Genomic DNA, 12,669 nt, shown 5'->3' with positions numbered 1-12,669 from the left:
CAATGCAAAGTGACGTCACGTCCCCCAACGACAAGCTTCACGTCGGCATCATCATGGACGGCAACGGACGATGGGCGACGCGGCGCGGCCTGTCGCGCGTGCGCGGCCACGAGGCCGGCGTCGAGACCATCCGCCGCATCGTCGAGGCCGCGCCCAAGCAGGGCATCGGCACGCTGACGCTCTACGCATTCTCGACCGACAATTGGCGCCGGCCGAAGGCCGAGGTCGCAGCCCTGATGACGCTGCTGCGCTTCTACCTCGCCAACGAGGTGCAGAGCCTGGTGAAGAACGGCGTGCGGCTCAACGTGATCGGCCGTCGCGACCGCTTGCCGGACGGCATTGCCACCGCCATCACGCGTGCGGAGGCCGCCACGGCCCACGGCACGACGCTGCATCTGCGCATCGCCGTCGACTATTCCGCACGCGACGCCATTCTCAATGCCGCGGCGAAGGCGGCCGCGCTGACCAGCCTCACCCGCGAGGCCTTCTCGCAACTGGTCACCGGCGAGGCCGGCTTGCGCGACGTCGATCTCATCATCCGCACGTCGGGCGAAAAGCGGCTGTCGGACTTCCTGCTCTGGGAAGGCGCCTATGCCGAGCTGCATTTCACCGAGCGGATGTGGCCGGAATTCGATGCGGCCGATCTTGCCGCCGCACTGGCCTCCTTCCATGGCCGCGAGCGACGCTTCGGCGGTCTCCAGGCGATCATGCCGGAGGAGGTGCCCTCGTTTTCTCGGGCGTGACGCTGCAAAGCGTTTTCGAGCGAAGTGGATACCGGTTCGCGTGAAGAAAACGCGTCAAAAAAGCGGAGCAGAGCAAGAGTCTCCGCAGCAGCCACGTACGATGTCTTCGGGTTCAGTCGGGAGATTGGGCTTCTTCATAGGAGCGGGACGGACGATCACGCCAACCAAAGCGGGAGCGAAAGTCCATGCGTGTTCTTCTCGTCAACGTGCCTCATCCCTCGATCGGAAGCCGTATTCCGGACGATCATCTGCCGCCGCTCGGCCTGCTCGCGATCGGCGGCCCGCTGATCGACGATGGTCACGCCGTACGGCTGATCGATGCCGAGTTCGGCCCGATGCCGGTCGCGGACATCATCAGCGAAGCGAGCCGCTTCGCGCCGGACGCTGTGTTGTTCGGTCATTCCGGCTCGACCTCCGGACATCCCGTGATTACGGAGATCGCGCAGGCGCTGGTGAAAGCCATGCCGGGCGTGCTGATCGTCTATGGCGGCGTCTTCCCGACCTATCACTGGCGCGACATCCTGCGCGACGAGCCCTATGTCAGCGCCATCGTTCGTGGTGAAGGCGAGGAGACTGCGCGGCGCCTGATACGCGCGCTGGAATATGGCCACGATCTCGGCGGCGTTGCCGGCATCGCGTTCCGCGACGTCGCAGGCCCCCGTGCGATGCAGCCTGCGCCGGTCATCGCGGATCTCGATGCCTATCGGATCGGTTGGGAGCTCATCGATCACGCGCGGTACAGCTATTGGGGTGGCCTGCGTGCCGTGGTCGTGCAGTTCTCGCGCGGTTGCCCGCATCTGTGCAATTATTGCGGCCAGCGCGGCTTCTGGACGCGTTGGCGTCATCGGGATCCCGTCCGTTTCGCCAAAGAGCTGGCGCGCCTGCATCGCGAGCACGGTGTGAAGGTCATCAACTTCGCAGACGAAAATCCGACTGTGTCCAAGAAGGCGTGGCGGGCCCTCCTCGAAGCGCTGATCGCCGAGAATGTCGATCTCATCCTGGTGGGCTCGACCCGGGCCGACGACATCGTGCGCGATGCCGACATGCTGCATCTCTACAAGAAGGCAGGTTGGCAGCGCTTCCTGCTCGGACTGGAGAACACCGATGAGAAGACGCTGGAGCTGATCCGCAAGGGGGCAACCACCGCAACCGATCGCGAGGCCATTCGTCTTTTGCGGCAGCACGGCATCTTGTCGATGGCGACCTGGGTGGTCGGGTTCGAGGAAGAAACCGATCGCGATCACTGGCGTGGCTTGAAGCAGCTGCTCGCCTACGATCCCGATCAGGTGCAACTGCTCTATGTCACGCCGCATCGCTGGACGCCATACTTCCGGCTCGCCGCCGACCGCCGCGTGATCCAGCCGGATCGCCGCCGCTGGGACTACAAGCATCAAGTGTTGGCCACGCGCTACATGGCGCCGTGGCGCGTGCTGGTCTGGTTCAAGTTCACCGAGATGGTGCTGCAGTGTCGGCCCAAGGCGATCTGGCGCGTGTTGTTTCAGCGCGACGCGGGCCTGCGGCACGCCATGCGTTGGTACACGCAGATGGGCCGCAGGGTCTGGCCGCACGAGATCCTCGAATTCTTGCGTGCGCGACGGCTGAGATGGGGGCCCACAGTGCGCGAATTCTGGGGCGCTCCGCAGGACGCCGAGGAACAGTCGATGACGGCAGCACGGCCGGAGCGGCGTGTCGGCACGCGCGAAGCGGCATGAGCGCGACCCCTGTGTGATGTCTGGCCGAGGACAACGCGCTGTTCGTTTCTGGCCGCAAGATTGGCAGCTCTGTCCAAGCGGAAAATGCGCGACCTCGGCTAGGTGTGCGGTCCACGCAACCTGCCGAGGGCTTCGCGCATGTCACGATTGTCTCTGGATGCTGTCGTTGACGAGACCGAAACGAATGGTGCAGTCCGGATCAGGGCTGCCGATGCCTCCGACGTGGAGAGCCTCTCGCTCTATTTCACCGGCCTGTCCGCGACGACGCGCAATAAGCGCTTTATGGGCGCGCGGGCGGACCTTGCTGTCATCGCGGCCGAATGCGTCGCCAAGGTCAGCCATCCCGATTACTTCACCTTGCTTGCGGAGCTCAGGCTGGATGCAGGGCAAAGCACGATCATCGGAGAGACCCGATACGCCTATGACGCAGTCGCCCGGCACGGCGATTTCGCCATCTCCGTTGCCGATATCTTTCAGCGTAAGGGCGTCGGCCTGCAGATGATGGCCGCGATGGAGCGACGCGCGAGCGATCTCGGCCACGAGATGATCGCGGCTGAGACCGCACGAGCCAATGCCGAGATGCGCGGCCTTGCGAAGAAGGCGGGGTTTGCCGATACCGGCCTTGGCGACTGGCAGTCGATACACCTCGCAAAGCGGCTGTCGCGCTGACCAGACTTGCCGAAAGCGGCCGTGCGGCCCGCCCAAAAACCGCTGCATCCCGCCGCGGATCGTGCTCTACTGCCTCCCAGGACGGGAGCTTACGGCGATGCGTGCGGTTCTGGACTATTGCACCGGTGGAACTGAGCGTCAGATTGCGGCCGGCACGGATCTGGTGACCGAAGGCGGCGCCTCCGGCCATCTCTATGTGCTGATGAGCGGCAAGCTCGAGGTGCTCAAGGGCGAGATGGTGGTCGCCACCATCGCCGAGCCCGGCGCGGTGCTGGGCGAGATGTCCGTGTTGCTTGGGCTGCCGCACACCGCGACGGTGCGCGCCTGCTCCGACACGGTCGTCTACGAATTCGCCGATGCTGCCTCGCTCCTGAAGCGGGAGCCGGAGGTCGCGCTGCTGATCGCGCGCATGCTGGCGCAGCGGCTCAATGCCGCCAACACCTATCTCGCCGATCTCAAGCGGCAATATGCCGGCCACGGCACGCATCTCGCCATGGTCGGCGAGGTGCTGCAGAGCATGATCAACCTGCCGCCGCTCGAGGTCTCGCCAGGCTCGGATCGGAAATCCGATCCAAGGATGTAAGCCAGTCCGGCGGCTCGGCGATGTCAGACGCCGGCCGCTTCAGCGGCGCCGCAAGATCGATCCACTGTGCTTCGCCTGCCGCCAGCCAGAACGCCTTGTTCTCATCGAGGTCGAGCACGATGTGCGTCGGCGGCCGTCCGGGCTGCAGGCCCGCATTGAATACCCAGGTCGGGCCCAGCCGGTCGAACCACGAGCCGTCCGTGATGAAGGGGGATTGATGCACATGGCCCGAGATCACCATCGACGGCTGATACTGCATGATCCACTGCACCAGCTCGACATCGCCGAAGAACCGCTTGCCGCCCCAGCTGGTCGGTGAATTGGCCGGCGGCGCATGATGCGCCCAGATCCACCGCTGCGGACGCTCGAGCGCGGCATCGCGCAGCTGATCGGCGATGCGCTGCTTGACCAGCGGCCCGTCCCACCACGGGCACACCGTGAACAGCGTGTCGCCGATGCTGAGATTGTCGCCGTCGCAGGCGATGCCGAGCTCCCGCACCTCGGAGATCCAGCGCGAGATCTTCTCGCCCTCCGCATTGCGCTCGTCGAGATCGTGATTGCCGGAGCAGAGAATGACCCTGGTCTGCGCCGCGATCAGCGCGAGGTACTTCTTCACCACCACGATCTGGGCCCGGAAATCCACCATCGATCCGATGTCCAGCGCATCGCCGGCAAAGATCACAAGGTCGAATTGCGGCGCAGCGCTGACCAGCCAGTCGAGCTGCGGCAACGAGTAGTGCAGGTCGGCCACGACCAGGCAGCGCATCGGGAATCCGTCGGAGAGGGTGCGAAAATATCTGGGAATTCCAAAACGTTATAAAGCAAGAAGCGGACCAGCCCGGCCGCACATCAATCGGTCGAGCGAAGCATGCTGTGATGCGCGGGAGCGCGCAAGTGCCGGCAGCGTCGCAGGGCTGGACCGGATGGTCGAATTCTGGTGTCGTGGCGCGCTTTCAACGCGGGTGTCCGCATGACTTCCTTCAAGACCATTCGTGCCCGTGCCGAGAAGCGCAAGGGCAGACCCAAGGCGCTCGACAGGCTGATGCCTGACAAGCCCGACCTCAAGGGTCTGGCAAAACTCGGCGATGATCGCATCCTTGCCGAGATGACGAAGCGCGTGTTTTGCGCGGGCTTTGCCTGGAGCGTGATCGACACGAAGTGGGACGGCTTTGAAGACGCCTTCCTGCACTTCCAGCCGGCCAAGCTCAGCTTCCAGCCCGAAGACTACTGGGAAGCGCTGCTGCGCGATGCGCGGATTGTGCGCAACGGCGCCAAGATCATGTCGGTGCGCGACAATGCCACCTTCGTGCAGGAGATCGCGAAAGAGCACGGCAGCTTCGGCAAGTTCCTGGCGACATGGCCGCCGTCGAACGAGATCGGCCTGCTCGATCTCCTCACCAAGCGCGGCAGCCGGCTCGGCGGCAACACCGGGCAGATGCTGCTGCGCTTCGTCGGTTGGGACGGGTTCGTCACCTCGAAGGACGTCGTCGCCTGCCTGCGCGATGCCGGCCTCGACATCGCCGAAGAGGTCAAGTCGAAGGGCGATCTCGCCAAGGTGCAGGCGCAGTTCAACGCCTGGGCGGAGGAGACGGGTCTACCCTACACCTATCTGTCACGCATCTGCGCGCTCTCGGTCGGCGAGAACCGCAGCGCGCACTAGCGCTCATCGAGGAGATCGTGGACATCGTGTGGCGATCTCGTGCCGTCCGCGCGGCGTCTGCAACACGCGATCACGAAATTCATTTCGCCGGAACATTTGTGCGCAGCACCCGTTCGGGAGATTGAGCCAGGCGAACACAGGCGCAGGGAACACGCACTCCGGCTAAACCCTGGTTCAAGTCATGAAACTCGCATGAAACTCGAATGACAGAACGGAGCAGCTCATGAAGCTCACATCCGAACAGGTGAAGCAGACCGTCAACCAGCTCGGTGCGCAGGTGCTGCCCGACGAACACCCCGCCATGGCCCAGCTCAACAGCATGTTTGGGGAGCACACCTTCTTCGTCGACGAGATGGGACTGAAAGTCCTCGAGCCGACGCCCTCGCTCGGCGCGGATCGCGAGACCGGCGAAGTCGTCAGCCTCGCCGACTGGAGCGATGCTGATCTGACGCGCTTGATGGCGCACGAACCCGAGCCGACCGGCGTGATCGTGGTCTTCGAGCATGTCAGGCACTGAGACCGCGAGGACGAGGGCCGCGTACGGCCCCCGTCCGGATCGCAGTTGGGATCAGGGGCGGTCGAGCGGACGGCGAAGGTCGCCGGGACCGCCGAACAGGCCACGGAAGAAATTGGCAACGCTGCCCCAGAAGCCGCCACCGGCGATCGTCTCGAGCTCCGTCTCCGTCAATTCGCGAGCCATGTTCTGCATGACAGTCTCCTCATTTCAGATCGCGCGGACCATTCCGCGCGATGCCAGGAGAGTGTCGTGGACCGGCCCGCGCCGCCGTGACGCGGGACACAGAAGAGAGCAGCCACCCTTCCAGTCACCCCTTGGGGAAGCCGAAGGGTGACTGGATAGGCGTCTGCTGCGTCGCGGCTATCAGATCCGGTCGTTGAGCAGGACGCCGGACAGCGCGGGGTCGGAGGGGTTGGACGTGCCGTTCGATCCCGTGCCGCTGTAGGTCGAATCCGCAAGCGAGGCCTTCAGCGTCTCCAGGAATTTTTCGAGCACCTCCGTCGTCGAATTGCCGCTGGAGGAGCTGTCCGTGCTGCTGGTCGACGTCGAACTGGTGGTCGAGTCCGTCGTGCTGGACGAGCTCGAATCCGTCAGCGAGCTCTTCAGCGCCTGAACGAATTGCTGCAGCAGGTCGACCACCGAACTGCCGCTGGACGCGCTGTCGGTGCCGCCGACCGGCGGCGGGCCAGGGGGCGGTCCGCCTGCTCCGCCCGGTCCATGCGAGAACGCAGATTTGAAGATGCCTTGCAGTTCGGTGGCCTGCTGGTCGGTGAGCTTGCCGGACGACGCTTCCTGCTGGATCAGATCATCGATCTTCGATTTGATTCCGCCGGGGCCGCTGTCGCTGGATTGATCGCCTGTCTCCGATTGCAGCGAGGAGTCGATATCGCTGAGCGCGGAGGACAGTGCCGACTGATCGGACGCACTGATCGTGCCGGAACTGACTTCCGATTGCAGCTCGTCCTGCAGCCGCTGCAATGGTGACGTGTGCTGGTGGTGATGGGTGGAGAGCGCCGAAATCGAGGTCATGGTTGCTTTCCGTGCTTTTAATGGACTCGGGCCGATATCGCCGAAGTCACATCCAGTCCTGTGTTCACAGTCCTGAGTTCACCTTGGCGGTTGGATTTGCCCGGTCGGGCGGTGGTAGGCACGGGAGCTGGCGCGGAGCCGTTGGAGCCACGATCCGCCGGTTGCTCAATATTGCCGTTGGGCAAATAGAAATATCTGGAAACAAAAATGCGGCAGGCGGCCATTCAGGCCGTAGGTTCGACGGTGATTGACGTATTCAGCCCGTCCGACCTGACGGTGGTCGCCCATACTGCAATCGCGGGCGCCTTGCGAAGCGGTCCGGTCGCCGCTCAACAGCGCCCCAACGGCACGTTACAGTTTTCCGTAGACCCGCCCGGCAACCGCTTTCAGGCGCTCGACCGAGCCGGACTCCGGATGCGGCTTGACCGGCGCGAACAGGACCGAAGCCTGCCTGCCGTTCTTCCAGACAAAGATGTTGACGGCGTTGCCGTTGCCCTTGGTGCACGAATACTCGCCGAACGCTTCACTGCCGAGCTCGGGTATCGCCACGTGTTTGCAGGGACCTGCGCGTTTCATCATGCTGATGACCGTGTCGCGCGAGATCGCAATCACCGCGACGGTCATGGTGTTGGCCTCGCGATCGAACATCATGCAGCTGCCCGCGCCGGTCCGCTGGACCGTCAGCGAGCTCTTGTCGAGAAAGCCGTCGGCATCCGCGGCCGTGAGCCATTCGCAATTGCCGAACCGCTCGCTGGTCTCGCCCGCATTGCCGATGGCAACGCGCGCGGCAGCGGTGATCGGTCCGAGCAGCGTGCTGTCGGCACGCCGGCCGATCGGATAGACGCTGATCTGCAGAATATAGTCGCCGGACAAGGCGACGACCGAGGCCTCCTGGCGCTGCGCGTCGGCAGCGCTGGCTCCGCCCTGGCCTTCGTCACCGATCCCGGACACGGCGTTCAGCGGCATGCGCTCGCCAAGCGTCTTGACGAAGGTCGCGTACAATTCCTTGGCGCGGTCCTTGTCGGGATTGCTGAATACGGTCAGCATCATCGTATCGCCGCGTCCAGCCTGGTAGATGCAGCCGCGGCCGTCCTGATTTGAAATCAGAGACCATTTGAGCGCCGGCATCGCGGCGGCGAGCTTCTGGGCGCTGATGAACGGGCAGGTTTCGGCAGCGCGTGCGGCAGGCACCGGGACGGCTGCGATGGCAAGGAATAGAACGAGGCAGGAGACCAGACGATCGAAAGCACGCATCGGATAGCTGGCCATCGCTAGTGGCGCACCCGACACGATTCGAACGTGTGACCTTTGCCTTCGGAGGGCAACGCTCTATCCAGCTGAGCTACGGGTGCAGCGAGGGATCATGTAGCCGATTGGCGACGGGTGGGCAACCGGTCTCGCCGCGGCAATATCAGCGCTTTAGGCCGATTTGCGCGGGGCCAGGCCAGGAACCGGACCGCTGACCGGTACATTGTCCCAGCCGAGGCCTGCGAATTCGGCCAGGATCCGTTCGGAGCAGACGACACGGTTGCGGCCGAGCCGCTTGGCGGCATACAGCGCCTGGTCGGCCGCACCCAGCAGCCGGTCGGGGGCGCCGTCGGCCTCGCCGGGGATGTGGCTGGCGACACCGACACTGAGGGTGACGTAGTTGCCGGCCCCGTGGGCGCCATGGGCAATCCGCAACGCCATGACGGCGCCGCGGATCTCTTCGGCGATCACGCAGGCATCATCGCAATTCAGGTCGGGCAGGATCAGCGCGAATTCCTCGCCGCCATAGCGGCTGGCGAGGTCGAGCGGGCGCACGGCGTGGCGGCTGACGACGCGCGCGACCTCGCGCAGGCATTCGTCGCCGGACTGATGGCCGTGCTCGTCGTTGAACAGCTTGAAATGATCGACGTCGACGAACAGCAGTGCCAGCGGCTTCTGCGTCCGCTGCGCGCGCGCCCATTCGGTCATCAGCATCTGGTCGAAGGATCGACGGTTCGACAGCCCGGTCAGCCCGTCCTTGGTGGCGAGCTCCTTCAGCGCCATCTCGGCGCGCTTCTGGTCGGTGAGGTCGCGCAGCGTCTCCACCACCGCGATCAGATTGCCGGCCTCGTCATGGATGGGACCTGCGTCGATCGCGAGATAGAGCTGGCTGCCGAGCTTCGGCATCACGCACCAGTTCTCCGCGCTAAAGCCGAGCCCGTTGTGGCCGCGCGCAGCGTACTCCGAATAGAACTCCGGCAATTGTTCGGGCCGGTCCTGCGCAACGAGATCGGCAAGGCAAGGGCGCTTGGTCTCGTAGAAGGCCTGCCAGTGTTTCGTCGTGCCGATCACCTCGGCGGCGGCAACGCCGGTCAGCCGCTCGCAGGCGCGGTTCCAGATCACGACGCGGCGCTTCGGGTCGATCACGAAGGTCGGCACCACCAGATGCTGCATCAGCCGCACCGCGTAGGAATCCGCCACGTCCACGGTCTTGGCAGGAGGCGTGATGAGCTTTGCCATCTCAGGCCACCGCCGCCACAGGCATGGCGTCGCCCGGGCCGAACATCCCGCGCACGTCCGTCGCCGGCTTCGGTTTGCTGAAAAGATAGCCCTGCATCTCCGTGCAGCCGAGCGCGCGCAGCATCTCGCGCTGGGCTTCGGTCTCGACGCCTTCGGCCACCGTCGTCATGTTGCTGGCGGAGGCGATGTTCACCACCGCCTGCACGATCACGGGTGATCCGCCGGAATCGGCGATGTCGGCGACGAAGCAGCGGTCGATCTTGATCTTGTCGAACGGGAAGCGCTTCAGATAGCTCAGCGAGGAGTACCCGGTGCCGAAATCGTCGAGCGCGATACGCACGCCGATCGAGCGAAGCTGGTGCAGGATCGAGAGAGCCGCTTCGTCGTCGCGGATCAGCACGGCCTCGGTGATCTCGAGCTCGAGCCGCCGCGGCTCCAGGCCGGAGGCGGCGAGGGCACCGGCGATCCGCAGCGCCAGCGTGTCGCATTTCAGCTGCACCGGTGAGACGTTGACGGCGACGCGCACATGGGCGGGCCAGGTCGCGGCCTCGTTGCAGGCCGTGCGCAGCACCCAGTCGCCGATCTCGTTGATCAGGCCGGTATCCTCGGCGATCGGAATGAATTCTGCCGGCGAGACCATGCCGCGCTCCGGATGGCGCCAGCGCAGCAGCGCCTCGCAGCCGGAGACTTCGCCCGAGTGCAGATTGACCAGCGGCTGGTAGTGAATCTCGAAGCCGCCGTCGATCAGCGCCTGGCGCAGATCCTGCTCCAGGGTGAGGCGGGCCTTGGCGCTCGCATCCATCGCCGGCACGAAGAAGCGGTAGGTGCGCCGCCCTTCCGCCTTGGCACCGTACATCGCGAGGTCGGCGTTCTTGATCAGCTGGTCGAGATCGGCGCCGTCCTGCGGCGCCATCGCGATGCCGATGCTGGCGTCGGTGGAGAGCTGGTGACCGAGGCAGTGATAGGGGCGGCGGATCGCTTCATGGAGCCGCGTGACGAAGGCGAGCACGTCGGCGGACGATTCGATTCCGGTCTGGATCACGGCAAACTCGTCACCGCCGAGCCGCGCGATCAGATCGCCCGGCTTGAGGCAGGTGCGGATGCGGCCGGCGATCGCCTTCAGCAGCTCGTCGCCGACATGGTGGCCGAGCGAATCGTTGATGCCCTTGAATTCGTCGACGTCGATATAGAGCAGCGCAAACTGCGCGCCGTCCGCGACCTTCCCCAGCTCGCGCTCGATCTGCTCGCGGAACAGCGTGCGGTTCGGCAGGTCGGTCAGCGCATCGTAATGCGCCATATGCGCGATCTTCTCGTCGGCGCGCCGCCGCTCGGTCACGTCATCGACGACATTGATGAGGTAGCGCGGTTCGCCGGACTTGTCGCGGATGCCGATCCGGGTCGAGGTGATGTAGCGCAATCCCATGGTCTGGCTCGGCCAGGCATGCTCGTCCTTGGACAATCCATCGATTGTCTGCAGCGCCTTGCTGTCGTCGTCGGTGACGACCCTGGCGGTGTCGACCGGGTAGATGTCGAAGGGGGTCTTGCCGACGATGGCTTCGCGCGATTGGCCGAATTGCTCTGCGGCGGTGCTGTTGATCAGCAGATATTGCCGTGTCCGGGCGTCCTTCACCGTGATCTGCGACGGGATATGGTCGATGATCTCGCGGAGGAACGTGTAGTTGCGATCGCGCTCCTGCTCCAGATTGAGCCGCTCGGTGATCTCCTCGATCGTGGCGACCCATCCGCCCTGCGCGAGCGGCGTGTTGATGACCTGGAAGGCACGGCCGTTCGGCAATTGATGCAGTTTGGTGGCGACCTGGCCTTCGGCGACGCCTCGCATGACCTCGGCGCAAAACGCTTCGACGTCGCCGCTGAACGCGTTGCGCTCCTTGCGATGGTACATCGCCTCGTGGATGTGACAGCCGGGCTTGATGACGTCGTGGGAGAGGCCGAACATGTCGGCATAGCGGCGATTGCAGGTGACGATGTAACCGTCGGCGTCGTAGAGGATCAGCCCCTGCGACATGTTGTTGAGGGCGGTGTCGAGCCGCAGTCGCTCCGCCTCCAGCCGTTGCTGGGCCTCGCGGTTCTGCCGGTTGATCTGCCGGATGATCATGAACAGGATCAGCGCGATCACGGTCGCCGAGAGCGTTGCGGTGGTGACCATGAAGCCGGTTTGCTGCCGCCAGTCGGCGAGCGCTGCCGACATGGTGTTGGTCGCCACGATGACCAGCGGGAAATGAGTCAGCGGGACGGCTGAACCCAAACGGTCCTCGCCGTCGACCGGGCTCTTGACCCGAAGTGTCTGATGGCCGCCCCTGGCCAGCACCTGTCGCATCAGCGGAGCATTCTTGTAGTTGGTCCCGATCATCTCCTCGACATGCGGGTAGCGTGCCAGCATCGTGCCTTCGCGGTCGAACAGCGTGATGGCGGCGCCGTCGGCCAGAGCGACCGAGGCGAAATAACGCTGATAGCTGTCGGGATCGATCCGCCGCACCATCGCGCCAACGAAAGTGCCGTCCGGCAGGGTCAGCCGCCGCGCCACGATCGTGGTCCATTTGCCGATCAGGTAGCTGCGCACGGATTCCAGCAGCACCGGCTCCGACATGGGATTCGATTTGAAGGTCTGGAAATAGGTTCGCGAGGAGACGTTGATCTTGGGCAGCGGCTGGGCCCGCGACCAGTTGATGATCTCGCCGTCGGCATCGTAGATCGCGATGTCGCCGAGATAGGAGACCGCGCTGATCTTGCCTCGCAGCATCCGGCGGGCTTCGGGCCCCGACATGCGCTCGCGGAACATCTGCGGCGATGTGATGTCCGGCAGGTGCATCTGCCCGATCAGATCGGCGGCGACGACATCGGAATCTTCAAACTGCTGATCGAAGTGCCGTGCGATCAGCTGCACGGTGTTTTCCAGCTCGCGCTCGCGGTTGACGAGCGTCTTCTCGCGAAATTCGCCAACCGCCATCGCGGTCACTGCGAAAATGCCGGCGACCAGCAACGCGCCCGAGAGTGTCAGCCACAGCACGGGGCCGCGCCGCATGGCAGCGTCCCAGCCGCCCTTTGCGGCCAGGAACATTGCAGCTGCCATCTGTCGAAAAACCTGGCGCATCCCACTCCCCTGGAGGAGCAGAAATACTACGGACAGATGGCGCAATGCTTAGGAAAGCCGGTTACCCATGGCTTAAACCGGTTGCGGAATACTACGGATATCCACTCCCGCGGGAACCGTGTCGTGTCACGCCACGGTTGTGCGTCGCCTGCACGAC

General features: G+C 64.5%; 12 protein-coding genes and 1 tRNA gene. 6 read left to right on the top strand and 7 right to left on the bottom strand.

Features of this window, described 5'->3' with window-relative positions; all coding sequences use genetic code 11:
• Positions 1-2 precede the first annotated feature (2 nt).
• The 4 genes from QA645_RS43225 to QA645_RS43210 all read left to right on the top strand — a co-directional run bounded on the left by QA645_RS43225 (position 3) and on the right by QA645_RS43210 (position 3,707).
• Positions 3-743 (top strand): di-trans,poly-cis-decaprenylcistransferase, encoded by a 741-nt coding sequence (locus tag QA645_RS43225; RefSeq protein WP_283047301.1) that lies wholly within the window; start codon positions 3-5, stop codon positions 741-743.
• Between the two features lie 185 nt (positions 744-928).
• A complete protein-coding gene (gene bchE, locus QA645_RS43220) occupies positions 929-2,455 on the top strand; it encodes a magnesium-protoporphyrin IX monomethyl ester anaerobic oxidative cyclase (RefSeq protein WP_283047299.1) in 1,527 nt (508 codons plus the stop codon).
• 138 nt (positions 2,456-2,593) lie between these two features.
• Positions 2,594-3,124, top strand: a complete 531-nt coding sequence (locus QA645_RS43215) for a GNAT family N-acetyltransferase (RefSeq protein WP_283047297.1) — start codon at positions 2,594-2,596, stop codon at positions 3,122-3,124.
• 97 nt (positions 3,125-3,221) lie between these two features.
• A complete protein-coding gene (locus tag QA645_RS43210; RefSeq protein ID WP_283047295.1) occupies positions 3,222-3,707 on the top strand; it encodes a cyclic nucleotide-binding domain-containing protein in 486 nt (161 codons plus the stop codon).
• Here QA645_RS43210 and QA645_RS43205 read toward each other — a convergent pair.
• Positions 3,646-4,473, bottom strand: a complete 828-nt coding sequence (locus QA645_RS43205; RefSeq protein WP_283047293.1) for a metallophosphoesterase family protein — start codon at positions 4,471-4,473, stop codon at positions 3,646-3,648. The two genes, QA645_RS43210 and QA645_RS43205, sit on opposite strands and share 62 nt — an antisense overlap.
• A gap of 204 nt (positions 4,474-4,677) precedes the next feature.
• On the opposite strand from QA645_RS43205, the gene QA645_RS43200 reads away from it, so the two are divergent.
• Positions 4,678-5,367, top strand: coding sequence for a DNA-3-methyladenine glycosylase I (locus QA645_RS43200; RefSeq protein WP_283047292.1), 690 nt, complete (start codon positions 4,678-4,680; stop codon positions 5,365-5,367).
• A gap of 223 nt (positions 5,368-5,590) precedes the next feature.
• The gene (locus QA645_RS43195) at positions 5,591-5,884 is read left to right on the top strand and encodes a hypothetical protein (protein WP_254196102.1); all 294 of its coding nucleotides are present in this window, start codon (positions 5,591-5,593) and stop codon (positions 5,882-5,884) included.
• A gap of 51 nt (positions 5,885-5,935) precedes the next feature.
• Here the strand turns inward: QA645_RS43195 and QA645_RS43190 are convergent, their stop codons facing one another.
• The 6 genes from QA645_RS43190 to QA645_RS43165 all read right to left on the bottom strand — a co-directional run bounded on the left by QA645_RS43190 (position 5,936) and on the right by QA645_RS43165 (position 12,512).
• A complete protein-coding gene (locus tag QA645_RS43190) occupies positions 5,936-6,076 on the bottom strand; it encodes a ComC/BlpC family leader-containing pheromone/bacteriocin (protein ID WP_254135148.1) in 141 nt (46 codons plus the stop codon).
• Positions 6,077-6,247: 171 nt separating this feature from the next.
• Positions 6,248-6,913, bottom strand: coding sequence for a hypothetical protein (locus QA645_RS43185; RefSeq protein ID WP_283047289.1), 666 nt, complete (start codon positions 6,911-6,913; stop codon positions 6,248-6,250).
• Positions 6,914-7,264: 351 nt separating this feature from the next.
• Positions 7,265-8,167: a hypothetical protein gene (locus QA645_RS43180; protein ID WP_349253199.1), complete on the bottom strand. Its 903-nt coding sequence runs from the start codon at positions 8,165-8,167 to the stop codon at positions 7,265-7,267.
• 21 nt (positions 8,168-8,188) lie between these two features.
• Positions 8,189-8,265, bottom strand: a tRNA-Arg gene (locus QA645_RS43175).
• A gap of 67 nt (positions 8,266-8,332) precedes the next feature.
• Positions 8,333-9,400 (bottom strand): diguanylate cyclase, encoded by a 1,068-nt coding sequence (locus QA645_RS43170; RefSeq protein ID WP_283047287.1) that lies wholly within the window; start codon positions 9,398-9,400, stop codon positions 8,333-8,335.
• A 1-nt stretch (position 9,401) separates the two neighbouring features.
• Entirely contained in the window at positions 9,402-12,512 is a 3,111-nt protein-coding gene (locus QA645_RS43165) for an EAL domain-containing protein (RefSeq protein WP_283053613.1), read from the bottom strand.
• Positions 12,513-12,669: the final 157 nt, after the last annotated feature.

It is taken from the genome of Bradyrhizobium sp. CIAT3101, assembly GCF_029714945.1.
GTDB lineage: Bacteria > Pseudomonadota > Alphaproteobacteria > Rhizobiales > Xanthobacteraceae > Bradyrhizobium.
Note: the sequence above shows the minus strand (reverse complement) of the source record. Positions and strands in the feature narration are given on the sequence as shown.

Excerpts from the sequence above, each read along its gene's own strand:
- QA645_RS43170 (WP_283047287.1), bottom strand. The coding sequence starts at position 9,400 with ATGGCAAAGCTCATCACGCCTCCTGCCAAGACCGTGGACGTGGCGGAT.
- QA645_RS43180 (WP_349253199.1), bottom strand. The coding sequence starts at position 8,167 with ATGCGTGCTTTCGATCGTCTGGTCTCCTGCCTCGTTCTATTCCTTGCC.
- QA645_RS43215 (WP_283047297.1), top strand. The coding sequence starts at position 2,594 with ATGTCACGATTGTCTCTGGATGCTGTCGTTGACGAGACCGAAACGAAT.
- QA645_RS43195 (WP_254196102.1), top strand. The coding sequence starts at position 5,591 with ATGAAGCTCACATCCGAACAGGTGAAGCAGACCGTCAACCAGCTCGGT.
- QA645_RS43225 (WP_283047301.1), top strand. The coding sequence starts at position 3 with ATGCAAAGTGACGTCACGTCCCCCAACGACAAGCTTCACGTCGGCATC.
- QA645_RS43210 (WP_283047295.1), top strand. The coding sequence starts at position 3,222 with ATGCGTGCGGTTCTGGACTATTGCACCGGTGGAACTGAGCGTCAGATT.
- bchE (WP_283047299.1), top strand. The coding sequence starts at position 929 with ATGCGTGTTCTTCTCGTCAACGTGCCTCATCCCTCGATCGGAAGCCGT.
- QA645_RS43200 (WP_283047292.1), top strand. The coding sequence starts at position 4,678 with ATGACTTCCTTCAAGACCATTCGTGCCCGTGCCGAGAAGCGCAAGGGC.
- QA645_RS43185 (WP_283047289.1), bottom strand. The coding sequence starts at position 6,913 with ATGACCTCGATTTCGGCGCTCTCCACCCATCACCACCAGCACACGTCA.
- QA645_RS43205 (WP_283047293.1), bottom strand. The coding sequence starts at position 4,473 with ATGCGCTGCCTGGTCGTGGCCGACCTGCACTACTCGTTGCCGCAGCTC.
- QA645_RS43190 (WP_254135148.1), bottom strand. The coding sequence starts at position 6,076 with ATGCAGAACATGGCTCGCGAATTGACGGAGACGGAGCTCGAGACGATC.
- QA645_RS43165 (WP_283053613.1), bottom strand. The coding sequence starts at position 12,512 with ATGCGCCAGGTTTTTCGACAGATGGCAGCTGCAATGTTCCTGGCCGCA.